This window comes from Mycobacteriales bacterium, assembly GCA_035504215.1.
Lineage (GTDB): Bacteria > Actinomycetota > Actinomycetes > JAFAQI01 > JAFAQI01 > DATAUK01.
On sequence record DATJSI010000090.1, the window covers coordinates 21,897 to 37,243 of the forward strand.

General features: G+C 67.0%; 17 protein-coding genes. 6 read left to right on the plus strand and 11 right to left on the minus strand.

Going from position 1 to position 15,347, the window contains the following annotated elements; genetic code table 11:
• Positions 1–25 precede the first annotated feature (25 nt).
• Both VME70_11275 and VME70_11280 read left to right on the plus strand, forming a co-directional pair.
• Positions 26–721: an MEDS domain-containing protein gene (locus tag VME70_11275; GenBank protein HTW20778.1), complete on the plus strand. Its 696-nt coding sequence runs from the start codon at positions 26–28 to the stop codon at positions 719–721.
• On the plus strand, positions 688–1,032 hold the full coding sequence (locus VME70_11280) for a hypothetical protein (protein ID HTW20779.1): 345 nt from the start codon (positions 688–690) through the stop codon (positions 1,030–1,032). The genes VME70_11275 and VME70_11280 overlap by 34 nt, the downstream gene beginning before the upstream one ends.
• An 85-nt stretch (positions 1,033–1,117) precedes the next feature.
• Here the strand turns inward: VME70_11280 and VME70_11285 are convergent, their stop codons facing one another.
• The 10 genes from VME70_11285 to dnaK all read right to left on the minus strand — a co-directional run bounded on the left by VME70_11285 (position 1,118) and on the right by dnaK (position 10,445).
• Complete coding sequence (locus VME70_11285) at positions 1,118–1,513, minus strand: CvpA family protein (GenBank protein HTW20780.1); 396 nt, start codon at positions 1,511–1,513, stop codon at positions 1,118–1,120.
• Positions 1,514–1,580: 67 nt separating this feature from the next.
• The gene (locus tag VME70_11290; protein ID HTW20781.1) at positions 1,581–2,156 is read right to left on the minus strand and encodes a YceI family protein; all 576 of its coding nucleotides are present in this window, start codon (positions 2,154–2,156) and stop codon (positions 1,581–1,583) included.
• Positions 2,153–2,626, minus strand: a complete 474-nt coding sequence (locus VME70_11295; protein HTW20782.1) for an Hsp20/alpha crystallin family protein — start codon at positions 2,624–2,626, stop codon at positions 2,153–2,155. Before VME70_11295 ends, VME70_11290 begins: the two co-directional genes overlap by 4 nt.
• 111 nt (positions 2,627–2,737) lie before the next feature.
• The gene (locus VME70_11300) at positions 2,738–3,673 is read right to left on the minus strand and encodes a hypothetical protein (GenBank protein HTW20783.1); all 936 of its coding nucleotides are present in this window, start codon (positions 3,671–3,673) and stop codon (positions 2,738–2,740) included.
• Positions 3,670–4,131 carry a thioredoxin gene (trxA, locus tag VME70_11305; protein HTW20784.1) on the minus strand — a complete coding sequence of 154 codons (462 nt, stop codon included), beginning with the start codon at positions 4,129–4,131 and terminating at the stop codon, positions 3,670–3,672. Before trxA ends, VME70_11300 begins: the two co-directional genes overlap by 4 nt.
• Positions 4,132–4,146: 15 nt before the next feature.
• Entirely contained in the window at positions 4,147–6,780 is a 2,634-nt protein-coding gene (gene clpB, locus VME70_11310; GenBank protein HTW20785.1) for an ATP-dependent chaperone ClpB, read from the minus strand.
• Positions 6,771–7,091: a chaperone modulator CbpM gene (locus VME70_11315; GenBank protein HTW20786.1), complete on the minus strand. Its 321-nt coding sequence runs from the start codon at positions 7,089–7,091 to the stop codon at positions 6,771–6,773. Before VME70_11315 ends, clpB begins: the two co-directional genes overlap by 10 nt.
• Entirely contained in the window at positions 7,088–8,029 is a 942-nt protein-coding gene (locus VME70_11320) for a DnaJ C-terminal domain-containing protein (protein ID HTW20787.1), read from the minus strand. The genes VME70_11315 and VME70_11320 overlap by 4 nt, the downstream gene beginning before the upstream one ends.
• Positions 8,029–8,547, minus strand: coding sequence for a nucleotide exchange factor GrpE (locus VME70_11325; GenBank protein ID HTW20788.1), 519 nt, complete (start codon positions 8,545–8,547; stop codon positions 8,029–8,031). The genes VME70_11320 and VME70_11325 overlap by 1 nt, the downstream gene beginning before the upstream one ends.
• 5 nt (positions 8,548–8,552) lie before the next feature.
• Positions 8,553–10,445: a molecular chaperone DnaK gene (dnaK, locus tag VME70_11330; GenBank protein ID HTW20789.1), complete on the minus strand. Its 1,893-nt coding sequence runs from the start codon at positions 10,443–10,445 to the stop codon at positions 8,553–8,555.
• 81 nt (positions 10,446–10,526) lie between these two features.
• On the opposite strand from dnaK, the gene VME70_11335 reads away from it, so the two are divergent.
• From VME70_11335 to VME70_11350, 4 genes are all read left to right on the plus strand, one after another.
• Complete coding sequence (locus tag VME70_11335) at positions 10,527–11,048, plus strand: redoxin domain-containing protein (protein ID HTW20790.1); 522 nt, start codon at positions 10,527–10,529, stop codon at positions 11,046–11,048.
• On the plus strand, positions 11,045–11,623 hold the full coding sequence (locus tag VME70_11340; protein ID HTW20791.1) for a DsbA family protein: 579 nt from the start codon (positions 11,045–11,047) through the stop codon (positions 11,621–11,623). The genes VME70_11335 and VME70_11340 overlap by 4 nt, the downstream gene beginning before the upstream one ends.
• A gap of 571 nt (positions 11,624–12,194) precedes the next feature.
• Positions 12,195–13,001 (plus strand): PAS domain-containing protein, encoded by an 807-nt coding sequence (locus VME70_11345; GenBank protein HTW20792.1) that lies wholly within the window; start codon positions 12,195–12,197, stop codon positions 12,999–13,001.
• Positions 13,002–13,194: 193 nt separating this feature from the next.
• The gene (locus tag VME70_11350; protein HTW20793.1) at positions 13,195–13,869 is read left to right on the plus strand and encodes a DUF308 domain-containing protein; all 675 of its coding nucleotides are present in this window, start codon (positions 13,195–13,197) and stop codon (positions 13,867–13,869) included.
• 142 nt (positions 13,870–14,011) lie between these two features.
• On the opposite strand, the gene VME70_11355 is transcribed toward VME70_11350, so the two are convergent.
• Positions 14,012–15,136: a polysaccharide deacetylase family protein gene (locus VME70_11355; GenBank protein HTW20794.1), complete on the minus strand. Its 1,125-nt coding sequence runs from the start codon at positions 15,134–15,136 to the stop codon at positions 14,012–14,014.
• Positions 15,137–15,347 lie beyond the last annotated feature (211 nt).

Sequence of the window (15,347 nt, forward strand, 5' to 3'; positions counted from 1 at the left end):
CCAGCGAATGCGGACGGGGGCTTTTGTGTCGAGTCCGTTCGACCTCGGCATCACCGCCCTCCAGGCGGAACCAGGAGACCACCTCTGCGGCTTGTACGCCGACACGACGCAGCGTGATCAGGTGCTGATCCCCTTCCTGCGGGCCGGCCTGCGCAACGGCGACAAGTGCATCTGCGTCGTCGACGGGCTGGAACCGTTGGACGTGTCCAGGGCACTGCGCGACCACGACGGTGCTGGCGACGAACTGCAACCGTGGGACGACAAGCAGCTCGACATCATCCGCTCCGCGGACATGTACCTGCGCTCGGGCGACTTCTCCGCACCTGAGGTCATCAGCACGTGGAAGTCGGCGATATCAGAGGTGATGTACGACGCGCGTTATGACCTCGTGCGCGCGATCGAGGTCTGGTCGCTGCGCGACGTCGTGCCGGATACTCGTGAGCTGCTCGTTCTCGAATCCGAGATGAACCGCTACCTGCCCCTGTTTCCGCAGGTGATCATCTGCCTGTACGACGTCTCCCGGTTCGGCGGTGGCATCGTCGTCGACCTGCTGCGGACGCATCCGCGAGTGCTCGTCGGAACGATGGTGATGGAAAACCCATACTGCCTCAGCCCGGACGAGCTGCTTGAGCTGAGCGACAGTGGCGGCCCTGACGCGCAGGAGGCGGAGCGAGAGGAGATGGCCGCGTGGTGCTTCGACGCGACGACTGGCTCGACTTAGCACGCAAGGTCGACTGGACCTACCGCTACGTCGATGAGCGCGAGGTCTTCCCGTCCGAGATCAGCGGCCATCCTTGGCTTGACCACGCGGCGTGGGCCGAGTGGAACGAGGTCTACCGGACGACGTACCGCGAGTATGTCGCCAACCAGCGGGCCAAGGACGATGCGGTGCTGGGAGTCCGTTCGGCGCTAAGCAAGTCGCGGCTTCATGAGGGGTTGGACCCCGGTTGGCGCACGACCCGTGCCGGAAGGACGCGGCCACCTGGGGACGGCAGCGCCACCTGCGGGTTACGGACGCCTGCCACAACGTGAGCGTTGGTCATCACATGGTCAGGCGCAAAGACAAACCCCGATCCTTCCTGCTGGCGACTGCAGGATGGCGCGATGCCTGAAACCTTCACCAAAGACGCTCCCGCACGCCGCAGGGCTGGTGGTACAACACCCGCGTCAGGTGGCGGCATGGTGGCAGGCCGACCACGCCGAGGACGGCCCCGCCCGCCGAGTCGGCCCACCGGACGGGCGTGAACGACAGCACCCTTCGCAGTCGTACGCCGGCAATAGCGCCAACCCTTTCGCCGATCGCGGCGAAGATGACAACCACGGCAAGAGCCACCAGCCGTTGTCTGATCGCGCTCGGCCCGCCGGCTCCCATGATGCGTCGGGCGATGTCTGGCGCGGCGAGCGTGCCGACGTAGGCACCGAGCAGGAATCCGCCGAAGGACAGCGCGCCGGCGACGAGGCCGCGCCGGTAGCCGGCGTACGCGTACCCGACAGCAAGCGCAATGAGGACCACGTCGAGCAGGTCACCGCGTCCGGGGTGAATGATAGGCGCAGGCGATGCACGCAGCTGCCGGCCCACGTCAATCCGTCGTCGATGATGCCTTGATGGCGGATACGTCCAGGTCGAGCTGCACCTTGTCACCAACGAGCACGCCACCGGCTTCCAGGGGAGCGTTCCACTCGACTCCCCAGTCCCTGCGGTTGAGGGTGGACCGTCCGCTGAAGCCGACGCGGGTGTTGCCGAACGGATCGACCGCCGAGCCGAGGTACTCCCAGTCGATGGCCACCGGACGTTTCAGTCCCTTGAGAGTGAGATCGCCGGTCATCCGGTAGCAGTCGTCGCCCTGAATCTCGATCTTCGTGCTGCGGAACGTCATCTGCGGGTGGTTCTGCGCGTCGAAGAAGTCGTTCGCTCGTAGGTGGGCATCGCGGTCGGTGTTGCCGGTGTCGATGCTGGCGATGTCGACGGTCAGCTCGGCGGATGACTTGGTCGGGTCGGTGAAGTCGAGATGGGCCCGTCCTTGGTAGTCCCTGAAGTACCCGCGGACCTTGCTGACCATCGCGTGCCGCGCGACGAAGCCGATCCGGCTGTGCGCCGGGTCAATGTCGTAATCGCCGGTCAGCTCCTGCTGTGGGACCTCCGTTGTCTGGGTCATTGCGCATCCTTAGTGTCCTGGATCTCGACGCGCCGGGGACCTTCGGTCTGGTTCTTCGGGACCTCGAGATGCAACACACCGTCCTTCAGCGTGGCTTTGACGTTCCCGGGCTGCACGCGCTCCGGAAGGCGTACCTCGAAGTAGAACCGTCCCCAGCCGCGGGCACGGTGACGAAGCCGCCCGCTTCGGTCGGCCTCCCGCCGTTCCCCGCTGACGATAAGCCGCTGCTCCACCACCTCCACGTTGATGTCGCTCTTGTTGGCCCCCGGCAGCTCGACGTCGACGACGTAAGCGCCGTCGTTGTCCTCGATGTCGGCGAGTGGGGTGAAGCCATCGCGGTTCAGCACCGCCGAGAAGTTTGGCCACTGCTCACCGAAAGGATCCGTCAACGGCTGCGTGAGGCGAGCGAACTCGGTCATGGGGTCGGAGCGCATCATCTCACCATGGTCGGTGCTGGTAGCTGTCGTCATGTCAACTCCTCATAGACCTCTCGACGTGATGCCGATACGGCATTGCGCCCTTATGACCAGCGTCCGGCATTCAACTGCGGCGGACATCCCACGAATGACTAGCAGGGACGGTCAGTGCGTCCGCCACAGCTGCAGCAGTGCCTCCGCTCCCGATCCCTCGTCCTGGGTGAGCCAGGTTCCATCACCTGCGGTCCGGATCGGTCCGTGCGGTGTGGCATCGGGGTAGTCGAGCAGGTCCGTGAACCGCAGGTCGTCCGCCTGCAGGACGAGCTGCGATTCCATCGCGAGAGAGCCTGCCAGCACGATGTCGTCGGTGACGTAGCCCGCTAGGGCGTCGAAGCTGATGTCCTCTCCCCATGACGGCGGCGGATGCTGCTCCGCGGTGGCCCGCCCGTCGGCCACATCGTGGACAGCGACGTCCGCCTTGTCCGTCGCGAGGGTGAGGAACTGGTGACCGCTCGGACGAATGTCGACCATGCGCCGCCCGGTTGCCTCGCCAATCTGCTGGGCGGTGGCGCACCCGCTCTGCCAGCCACCCCACCAGACGCGTGTCGCGCTGTCACCTTCCTCGAGGGTCAGACCCACCCGCCTGCCGTCAGGGTGTCGGGTCAGATCGGCCGACGCGGCGGTGGGGCCGAGCGGACAGACATCGATGAGCCGACCGTCCTTCGCGTCGAGCACGTGCCAACTCTCGGCCCCGGCCTCGTCCGGCACCGTCGCCCACGCCACCGCGTCATCGACGGGGATCCAGCAGGCGCCGGCCGCACCGTGTGCTCGCCTCGGATGCCGCGCCTCCCAAATGATTTCTTCCTGCCTGCTCAGGCGGCAGATGCGATCCGTCAGGGCGATGACTATGAACTCGCGGTCATGGCTGACCGCATGGACACCGACGGAGGGAGCGGGCAGCCGGACGAGGATCTCGGCCTCCAGCCTCGGCCCGAGAACGCGCAGGTCGTTGGCCGAGCTCACCAGCCAGCCGGACGGGAACGCGCGCTGCGTTCGCGTTCCGGTCGGCACGAGCGCCTCGGCGACAAGCCGTGCTCTCACGACCCGGCCAACGTGCGTTCCACCCACGCCTCGAGCGCCTGTGCCGATGCGGCGCCGGCCTGACGTCCCACCGCGTTGCCATCCTTCAGGACGAGCAGTGTCGGGACGGCCTGGACCTCGAATCGCTGTGCGACCGACGGCGACGAATCGACGTTGACCTTCACCAGCTTGAGCCGCCCGGCGAGCCGGCGCGCGACCTGCTCCAGCGCCGGACTCACGGCCCGACACGGGCCGCACCATGGCGCCCACAGGTCGACGAGGACCGGCACACGGACGTGTGTCGCGGTCGCTTCGAAGGTGGCATCGTCCGCATCTGCGATCCAGGGCAGCGGACTACGGCACTGGCCGCATCGGGGGATACCGTCCGCGACCGCCGGCACCCGGTTGTTCTTGCCGCAGTTCTCGCAGCGGACGATCCGGGAGGCGCTCACTGTCGCCGTGCTTGCGGCGGGGGTCATGACACGCTCCTCGGGTCAGGCCGCAGCGGCCGGAGCCGGGGCATCGAACGTGATCGTGAGCTCGCCGTTCGAGAGCTCGACGCGAATCGTCGAGCCGTCGGGGACGTTGCCCTGTAGTAGGGCTCGACCGATGCGTGTTTCGACCTCGCGCGCGATGAACCGCCGCAATGGCCTGGCGCCGAAGACGGGATCGAAGCCTTGATTGGCGATGAAGCGCTGCGCGGCCTCCGTGACCTCGAGTGTCATTCGCCTCTCGTCGAGCCTGGCTCGGAGGTCGTTGAACATGAGGTCGACGATGCGTTCGATCTCGCCCAGCGTGAGCGGCTTGAACAGCACGATCTCGTCGACGCGATTGAGGAACTCTGGACGGAAGTGGTTTCGCATCGCACCCATCACGGTGTCGCGGACGTCCGGCTTGATCTCGCCGGCTGCGGACACGCCTTCGATGAGGTACTGCGAGCCGATGTTCGAGGTCATGATGATAACGGTGTTGCGGAAGTCGACTGTGCGGCCCTGCGAGTCGGTGAGACGCCCGTCGTCGAGCACCTGCAGCAACGTGTTGAAGACGTCGGTGTGGGCCTTCTCGATCTCGTCGAAGAGCACCACAGAGTAAGGCTTCCGGCGCACTGCCTCCGTCAGCTGACCGCCCTCGTCGTACCCGACGTAACCGGGCGGGGCGCCGACGAGGCGGCTGACGGTGTGCCGCTCCTGGTATTCGCTCATGTCGATGCGGACCATGTTGTCCTCGGCGTCGAAGAGCGTCGCTGCAAGTGTCTTGGCGAGCTCGGTCTTGCCGACACCGGTTGGGCCGAGGAAGATGAACGACCCGACGGGTCGGCGCGGGTCTTTGATACCGGAACGCGCCCGGATGATCGCGTCCGCGACGAGCTGCACTGCCTCGTCCTGGCCCACGACGCGCTCGTGGAGGATCTGGTCGAGTCGCAGCAGCTTCTCGCGCTCACCCTCCTGGAGCCGACTCACCGGGATCCCGGTCCATCGCGACACGATTGCCGCGATCTCATCCTCGGTGACAACCTCGCGGAGCAGTCGCCTGCCGCCGAGGCGTTCGTCCAGCCGCCGCTCCTCCGCCTGCAGCTGCCGCTCGAGCTCGGGCAGGCGACTGTGCCGGAGCTCCGCCGCCTGGTTGAGGTCGTAGTTGCGTTCTGCCCGCTCGGCCTCCTGTCGAACGCTTTCGAGCTCCTGACGCAGTTCCTGCACCCGCCGCAGAGCCTGCCGTTCGGTCTCCCACTGTGCACGCATCGCGTCGGCCTCCGCCCGCAGGTCGGCGAGTTCCTTACGCAGCTCCTCGAGTCGAGCCTTGCTAGCGGCATCCGTCTCCTTCGCCAGCGCGGTCTCCTCGATCTCAAGCCGCATCACGCGTCGGGTGAGCTCATCCAGGTCTGCCGGCATGGAGTCGATCTCGGTTCGGAGCATGGCGCAGGCCTCGTCGACGAGGTCGATCGCCTTGTCGGGCAGGAACCTGTCGGAGATGTAGCGATAGCTCAGCACGACTGAAGAGACCAACGCGCTGTCCTGAATCTTTACGCCGTGGAACACCTCGAACCGCTCCCGCAGCCCGCGCAGGATTGAGATTGCGTCTTCCACGGACGGCTCGTCGACGAGGACCGGTTGGAAGCGGCGCTCGAGGGCGGCGTCCTTTTCGACGTGTTTGCGGTACTCATCGACCGTCGTCGCACCGATCATGTGCAGCTCACCGCGGGCGAGCATCGGCTTGAGCATGTTGCCGGCGTCCATCGCGCCTTCCGGCCCACCGCCCGCACCGACGACCGTGTGCAGTTCGTCAACGAACAGCAGGATCCGACCGTCGGCGGCCTTCACCTCGTTGAGCACACTCTTGAGCCGCTCCTCGAACTCGCCGCGATACTTCGCGCCTGCGACCAGCGATCCCATGTCCAGCGCGAAGATCGTCCTGTCGCGCAGTCCCTCCGGCACGTCGCCGTTCGCGACCCGCTGCGCCAGGCCCTCGACGATCGCGGTCTTGCCGACACCGGGGTCGCCGACGAGGACCGGGTTGTTCTTCGTCTTGCGGGAGAGGATCTGCACCACCCGGCGGATCTCGGAGTCCCGCCCGATGACCGGATCGATCTTGCCGGCCCTCGCGTCAGCGACCAGGTCGCGTCCGTACTTCTCCAACGCCTCGTAGGTCACTTCGGGCATCGCCGAGGTGACCCGCTGGTTCCCGCGGATCGAGGTGAGAGCCTGCAGGAACCGATCCCTGGTCACGCCCTGTTCGCGCAGCGCGCGGCCGGCGCCGGTTTCCGCTCCTTCTTCGACCAGCGCGATCAGCAGGTGCTCCACTGAGACGTACTCGTCCTTGAGTCGCTTCGCCTCGCGGTCAGCCGTGTCGAGCAATCGGCTCAGGCGCTGGGTCACGTACACGTGGCCGGGTGCCGCGCCGGGCCCGGTCACCCGTGGCCGGCGTGACAGCTCCGCCTCGGTCGCCGCCTGCAACTGCTCGACGTCTGCCCCGGCCTGCAGGAGCAGCCGCGGCGCGAGCCCGTTCGCCTGATCGAGCAACGCCAGCAGCAGATGCTCGCCGTCGACCTCGGTGTGACCGAACCGCAGCGCTTTCGTCTGCGCGTCGTGCAGCGCCTCCTGCGACTTCTGCGTGAGTCGATTCATGTCCATGACGGGCCTCCGCGGGACTGGTGGACTCGGCGGGCTCGGGTAGTCGCCTCGAGCTCGGCGATGCGGTCGAGCAGGTCGACGACGAGACCGAGGGCGGCGTAGTTGAGCGAGAATCCGGCCCGCAACCTGCGAAGTCTCGCCGCGACGAGGACCTGTTCGGGGGTGAACCACAGGTCGACGGATGACGACGACGCGGCGTCGAGAAGGCCCAGGTCCACCAGCTGCAGGACGAACTCCGGGTGGCAGCCGGTGGCGCGAGCGAACGCGTCAAGGTCGAGTCGCAACGGCCGGGTCAATGCGTAGGTCGTCATCGCCGACTCCGCGGGTCGAAGGTCGAAGCGGTGGCGAGCTCTTCGAACAGCCGGCGCTCGTCCGCCGAGAGTCGCTTCGGAACCAGGATCTTTGCCTCCGCATAGAGGTCGCCAGGTTCGCCGCGTGGGTTCGGCAGCCCTCGCCCGCGTAGTCGCAACCGGCGCCCGCACGACGTGCCCGAAGGCACCTTGACCTTCGCCTCGCCACCGGGCGTGTCGACTGCGACGGAGGTACCCAACGCGGCCTCCCAGGGCGTCAGCGGCGCGTCGACGTAGATGTTGCGTCCCTCGACGCGGTACTGCGGATGCGGCGCCAGCCGTACCACGAGGTAAAGATCTCCAGCAGCGGCCCCGCCGCTGCCCTGGCCGCCCTGACCGGCGAGCCGAATCCGTTGGCCGTCCGTGACGCCGGCGGGGATCGTCACCTCGACGGTTCGCGGGCCCTCGGGACCGCTGATGCTCAGCTTCCGGCGTCCCCCGTGGTAAGCCTCCTCCACGCTGACCTCGATCTCGGTCTCTTGGTCGGCCCCGCGGACGGTGCCCCAGCCGCGCCGGCCGCGGCGCCCGAAGATCCCGCTGAGGAGGTCGTCGATGTCGACGTCGCCGCCGAACCGAATGTCCTCGAAACCGTCTGCTGCGCCCCGCGACGTTCCGGGCTGCGGTCCACGCTGCGCCCGCGCCCAGGTGTCGGGATCGACTCCTTCGGGTACGCGGCGGAAGTCGGGGCCGAAGGCGTCGTACCTGCGTCGTGCGTCCGGATCGGACAGGACGTCGTAGGCCTCAGAGATCTCCTTGAACCGTTCCTCCGCCGCTGGGTCCTTGTTGACGTCCGGGTGGAACTGCCGGGCGAGTTTGCGGTACGTCCGCTGGATCTGCTTCGCATCGGCGTTGCGCGGGACACCGAGAACGTCGTAGAAGTCACGGGTCGTAGTGGCCATCAGCCCGGCCTCGAAGCCACCACCACGGAAGCCGGCCGCAGCTGTCGCGCGTCGTCGCCGTAACCGGGCCGGACGACGTGCACGACCGTGCCCTCCGGAACCTCGTCGGTCGGCACCGTGCTCACCGCCTCGTGGTGCGTCGGGTCGAAGCTCTGGCCGACGTCGTCCCGGCGCGGGTAGCCGAGCCGCTCAAGCAGGTCGACGGCGAGGGAGAGCACGGCCTGGACGCCCGGCACGATCGCCGCCGGGTCCGCGTCAGCGTGCTGCAACGCGAGCTCGAGGTTGTCAACCACGGGTAACCACTGCGCGGTGAGCCGAGCACGATCCTCGGCCAAGGCACGTTGGGTGTCGCGCGCAGTTCGCCTTCGCAGGTTGTCGAGGTCGGCGAGAGCGCGTCGCCACTTGTCGTCGAGGTCGGCGACGCGCGCTCGCAGTTCAGCCACCTCCGGGCTGGACTGGTCAGTCTGGGCTTCGATGCTCGGTGGCTGCTGTTCGGTCGGTAGCTGGTTGCCGGTCATCGGCTCTAGCTGGTGGTGAACTCGGCGTCGATGACGTCGTCGTCCTCGGCCCGCGCCTCACCGCCCGAAGGACCCGCGCCGTCCGCCTCGTCGGGATAGGGCTCGCGTCCGGATGCGCCGATGCTCTGGTACACCTGCTGGAGCTCCGAGGTGAGCGAGCGCAACCGGTCGAGTGGTGCTTCGTCCTGCACCGCCTGCCGGGCATCCTGGATCAACATCTCCGCCCGCGCCTTCTCATTCGTCGGGACGGCATCCCCAAGCTCCCCTAGTCGGCGTTCCACCTGGTATGCCGCCGCATCCAGCGCGTTGCGGGCGTCGACCTCCTGCCGGATCCGCTCATCCTCCGAGCGGTGCTGCTCGGCGTCGCGGACCATCCGCTCGACCTCGGTCTTGTCGAGATTGCTGCTCTCGCTGACCGTGATGCTCTGCTCAGCCCCAGTGTCCTTGTCACGAGCGGAGACGTGGAGGATGCCGTTTGCGTCGATGTCGAACGTGACCTCGATCTGAGGTTCCCCGCGTGGAGCCGGGCGGATGTTCTCGAGCCGGAACCTCCCGAGCACGCGGTTGTCGGCAGCTCGCTCGCGCTCTCCCTGCAAGATGACGACATCGACGGCCGTCTGGTTGTCCTCCGCGGTGCTGAACGTCTCGGTGCGCCGAGCGGGGATGGTCGTGTTCCGCTCGATTACCTTCGTCATGACCCCGCCGAGCGTCTCGATCCCGAGCGACAGCGGCGTGACGTCGAGGAGTACGACGTCCTTGACCTCGCCCTTCAGCACTCCCGCCTGGATCGCCGCACCGATCGCGACGACCTCGTCGGGGTTGACCGACATGTTTGGGTCCTTGCCACCGGTGAGCCGGCGTACGACGTCCTGCACCGCCGGGATGCGCGTCGACCCGCCGACGAGGATGACCTCGTCGATGTCGTTGGCCGTCAGCTTGGCGTCGGCCATCGCCTGCCGGACCGGTTCCATCGTGCGCTCGACGAGGTCCGAGGTGATCTTCTCGAATGTCGATCGCATTAGCGTCGTGTTGAGGTGCTGCGGCCCAGACGCGTCGGCTGTGATGAATGGCAGGTTGATCGTGGTCTGCGTGACGGAGGACAGCTCGACCTTCGCCTTCTCCGCCGCCTCGAACAGCCGCTGCAAGCCCTGTGGGTCCTTGCGCAGGTCGATGCCGTTGCTCTTCTGGAACTCATCGGCGAGGTAGTCGACGATGCGCCGATCGAAGTCGTCCCCGCCGAGGTGGGTATCGCCTGAGGTCGACCGGACCTCCACAACCCCGTCACCAACGTCGAGGATGCTCACGTCGAACGTTCCGCCACCCAGGTCGAACACGAGCACGGTCTCGTGCTCACGCTTGTCCAGCCCGTATGCCAGCGCTGCCGCGGTCGGTTCGTTGATGATGCGGAGAACCTCGAGCCCGGCGATCCGGCCGGCATCCTTCGTGGCCTGCCGTTGCGCGTCGTTGAAGTAGGCCGGAACCGTAATGACCACCTCGGTGACCTTCTCACCCAACTGCTTCGACGCGTCGTCCGCGAGCTTGCGCAGCACCATGGCGGAGATCTCTTCGGGGGCATACAGCTTGTCGCGGATCTTGAACCTCGCGGCCCCGTCCGGCCCCTGCGCGACCTCGAAAGTCACGGCGTTCATCTCGCTCGTGACCTCGTCGTACCTGCGCCCGATGAAGCGTTTGGCCGAGTAGATCGTGCCCTTCGGGTTGAGGATCGCTTGCCGGCGGGCGAGTTGTCCGACGAGGCGGTCACCCCGTTCGGTGAACGCGACGACGGAGGGCGTTGTCCGTGAACCCTCCGCGTTCGGGAGCACCCTTGCCTCGCCGTTCTCGACGGCGGCGATCACCGAGTTGGTGGTTCCGAGGTCGATGCCTGCTGCTTTGGCCATACCGCCCACCCTGCGGACATCGACCCGTGTCCGCATCCCCCGGGTTGGTAGGTCCGGATACAGCAACAACCAATACGTGTGGTGTGCGCGGAAGCGGTCAGCGTTGCACTGTCCTCGGCCACCAGCGTGCTGCCGAATGGCGCGCAGGCGCCCGACTTCTCGCTGCCGAGCACGCCTGACCAGAAGGTCACCCTTTCCGACTTCCGTGGTCAGCCGGTTGTGCTTGCGTTCTATCCGGCCGACTGGAGCCCGGTCTGCGGCGACGAGATGGTCCTGTTCCAGGAGGTGCTTCCTGAGATCCGCCGGTTCAACGCCGAGTTGCTCGGCATCTCGGTCGATGGAGCGTGGTGCCATTTCGCGTTTGCGAAGGACCGGAAGCTGACCTATCCGCTGTTGGCGGACTTCGAGCCGAAAGGTGAGGTGTCGCGCGCGTACGGCGCATATCGGGAGAGCGAGGGGACGAGCGCGCGCGCACTGTTCGTACTCGACCGTAACGGTGTTGTCGACTGGAGTTACGTCGCGCCGGTCGGCGTGAACCCCGGCGCCGACGGGGTTCTGCGCGCGCTCGAGTCGCTGTCCCAGCGAGCGAAGGTGATGGCATGACGACGCAGTGGGCGGACTACGAGGAGGTGACGGGCGGCCTCACCGACCCGGTCGACCCTTCCCGCGACCACATCACCGGCGCGGCCAACGCCCCGGTGACGCTGGTCGAGTACGGCGACTACCAGTGTCCGTTCTGCGTGCAGGCGCACCCGATGGTCGCAGCGTTGCTGCAGGCAGACCGGCCGCCGATCCGGTACGTCTTCCGGCACTTCCCGCTCACGACGGTACATCCGCGCGCCGAGCCCGCGGCAGAAGCGGCAGAGGCGGCAAACGCGCAAGGTCGGTTCTGGCCGATGCACGACCTGCTGTTCTCGAACAGCCCCGCCCTCGAGGACGAGGACCTGCTCGCGTCCGCGCGCGCTCTCGGGCTGGATGAGCGAAGGTTTGCCCGGGACTTGGTGGAAAGGGTGCACGCGCCACGAGTCCGAGCCGACTTCCTGACCGGTGTCCGCAGCGGGGTCAATGGCACCCCGACCTTTTTCATTAACGGCGTACGCCATAACGGTGCGTTCGAATACCCGGTACTGCGTGCTGCCATTGAGGCAACTGCCCGCACGGAGGCGGGCCGACGGTGATTGTTCTTCGGCGCGTGCTCACTCCGCCTGAGAGGGAATTCGCCGATGGGCACTCGCGTCGGAGGCGCCCACCGGCCGGCGCCCGAGCAACGGCCTGGCGAGTGTGTGGTCGTGCCGTGCACGATGTCGTCTTCGTGGTCGAGGGCCGCATAGCTGGTGAGGACGTGGCGAAGTTTGGTCGCGACGTCGGTGCAGAGACTTGCCCGGTCAGGAGCATGCTCGGTGCCCGGCACCCGTGGGACCGGGCAGGAGCTGTTGTTGGCAGCGGCGAGCACCACCTCATGGCCACTGCCCAGGAGACCACGGACGAGACGGTCGATGACCGCCTCCGTTCCCCCGTATGCGGGCGGCGGGACAGCCACCCATGGCGGTGCGATCAGAGCCACACGCATCGTCCCGATCCCCCCGTCGACTCCGGTCTCGAACGCTCGATGCGTCGCGCTGGTCGCGATCGTCGGCGCGCGTTCACTTGGTCGTCGTCCACTACGTTCGCCTCCGGGCTACTCGCCTCGTTGTCAGTGAACGAGTCCGGCACGGGGCGGTCACTTCCCCAGTTCGAGTAGCAGCTCGAATGTTCGCCTTCTCGTCGGCGCGGGTAAGCCTGGAGGATTCCGATCCGGAGATCAGGTCGTCTGGAGCCACCCGGGAGGTCATCGTGAGTTCAGACATTCTGTCGGGAGCGGCGCACGGGCTCCGATTCTGGGCCACGCCGCTCGCGATGATGGGTGTCGGCTCCTACGATGGGTTCCTCATCGCCACAAACGCGGCCTACACCGACGCGCTGGGCTGGACCGAGGACGAGCTCCGGGCGGTGCCTTACTGGGAGTTGCTGCACCCCGAGGATCAACATGCGATGGTCGAGGACGGCGACCGCTTGATGAGCACGGGTGGCACGCGCTTCGGCTATGACGTCCGCGTCCTCTGCCGTAACGGCACGTTCAAGTGGACACGCTGGAGCACAGTCGCCGACGAGGACGCGAACTTGCTGTACGGCCTAGGCATCGACATCTCAGACCTGAAGCCGCTGATCGCTGACGCACCCCTCGCGATCGGTACCTGGCTCCGCCACATACCGACCAGGACACTCAAGTGGTCCGACGAGCTCCACGCGATGTTCGACCTTCCGGCAGGTGAGCCGCTCGACGACGAGCGAATCCTTGAGCGGATCCACCCCGACGACCGGCTCACGCTCATAGTCGAGTGGCCGGCCGCGATGGCCGAGGCGGGGTATTTCGCCGGCACGTTCCGAGTGAACCGGGTGGACGGTCGTGTCCGAGTTCTGTACAGCAGCGGTCGCGTCACGGAGTTCGACAGCGCTGAGAGCCCAGTCAGCATCAGGGGGCTCACGATCGACGTGACGGACCAGCGCACGCCCTAGCCTGATCTGGATCTCGTCCTCGACGGTGGGCTGCCAAACCATCCATACGAGGGATGCGCGACGGCGCCGGCGGAAGCAGGATGACGCTCGGCGCAACCGCGCCGTCAGGCAGTCGCGACGTACGGGATTAGGCGGTGACTGTGAGGTGACGCGCTCGAAGCAGGTCGATAGGACTGGCTGGACAAGGCGGTCGATGCGTCGCAGCTGGCTGGTGCCGCTGATCGCCGGAATCGTGTCGGTGGCCGCGGGGCTGATCGTGTTGTCGACGCCGTGGACGGTGGCGCAACTGGCCGTGTTCGCGGCGTTCATTTTCATATTTCGGGGCGTGGCGATCGGCCTTAACGCAGCCGAGGGTCGAGCGCCGACCTGGCTCGGCGTCCTCGCCGGCGTCGCGGGTGTGATTGCCGGCTTCTGGCTGCTTGCCTGGCCGGGGCCCTCGTTGCTGGTGTTGGCGATCTTCATCGGCGCGTGGCTGACGGTGTCCGGGGTATTCAACGCGGTCGGCGCGGTCGTTGCGCGGCGCGAGATTCGGCACTGGGGACTGGTCCTCGCGATCGGGATCATCGAGGTACTGCTCGGGATGTGGGCGATGCGCCGTCCGGCCTTCAGCCTGGGGCTGGCGATTACAGTGCTTGGTTTCTGGGCGATCATCACCGGCGCGCTCTACATCGCGGTCGCCCTCGAGCTTCGCAGCCTGGTTCGCAGCGTTTCTGAGACCGCCCTGCCCTATAGCGCCCACCGAAGCGGTGCGGCCTCGCGATCGGATAGTCCGGTCTTCCTGCTCCAGCGGTTGCACCAAGCGGGCTTGCTCGCCGATCCCGACCTGGCGCTGCTGCTGGCCGCTGTCGCAGACGTGCCCGCGCGCTAGCCCGGATGCACATCTGTGGCCCATCGGTGGTGCTCGGCCACACCTGTGGCCCATCGGTAGTGTTATCGCCCCACGCATGGGCCATTGGTGCGAGCCTTTGCGCGCGCACCGGACGGCCGAGACGGCCTGGCTGGCCGCGGGGCTAGGGAGTTGCGCTCGAGGTCGGTGATTCGGACGGCCCCGACGACGGGGAGGGCAAGTCCGACGGCGGCGGCATCGATCGAGCCGGCGGCACCAGCGCCTCGGCAGGGACGACCAGCGGGATGGTCACGTAGCCGCGGTGCTTCCACTCGGGCAGCACTTTGCGCAGCGCCCGGACCGTTTCGCTCCGGTTACCCCCGCCGTCGTGGCACAGCACGATGTCGTTCGGGCGACCCTGCAGCATCCGGTGCTCGATCCGGCGGGTGCCGGGCATGGCCCAGTCCATCGGGTCGATGTCCCAGTCGAGCGGGATGAGCTCGTACGACGCGATCGCGCGGAAGATGAACGGTGACCATGCCCCGCCCGGCGCACGGAACAACCGCGGGGTGACCTTCGTCGCCTGTTCGATCGCGCGCTGGGTGCGGGTGATCTCGTTCACGATCCGGCGCTGGGTCTGCCGGTTGAACGGCTGGACGTGCGTGAAGGTGTGGTTGACGATGACGTGCCCGGCTCGGTGGATGTCCCGGATCAGTTTCGGGTAGGCCTCAGCATGGGCTCCGACGATGCAGAACGACGCCTGCATCCGGTACTTGTCGAGCAGCCGGAGCACCTTCGGCGTGTAGAGCGGATCCGGCCCGTCGTCGACGGTGAGGGCGATCGCATGCGGCGGAGCGTCGTGGACGAGTTGGTCGACGTAGTAGACGGGGCGGGTGCGGACCCGCACCTTGGCCGGCGGGAGCACGACCTGGTCGACGACGTGCGCGTGCGCCGCGTCGCCGGACTCATGACCATGGACCTCAACGTGATGTCGAGGCTTTGTGCTGTCGGTGTGAGCATGTGGCGGGGGCGCGTCGCCGGATCCGTGGTGCGCCGGCACGCTCGAGTGGGTCGACGGGCGGTGGCTGCCGGAGCTCACAGGTGGTTCGGAACCGTCGCTCACGTGCGTGTTCAGCCCGGTCTTTGACGCTGCGGAGGCTCGCGGTGTCCCCTTTGACCCACCTCGGTGCAGGAGGTCGGCGACGCCCGCGCCCGTGATCACCGCGGCGGCGCCGAGCAGACCACGACGGGTCAGATCGAGGCGGTTCTTGCGGGCAGCCGGATAGCGACCGAACTCGTTGCGCGGCATGTCGACTTTCGTTCGTCGGGACGGGGAAGGACGTGGACGCTTAGTCAGACGACAGTAGAGGCAGTTTGGTTGTGTACCGCGGCAAGGTCAATGTTTTCTTTTGCCGCAAAGGCTTTGCGCTCGCAGAGACTAGCCGTCGATCTGCGTTCGACGCGAGGACGAGCAGGTCCGGTAGGCTGGCTCGATGCCGGTGGCGGGTCCGCCGGAACCC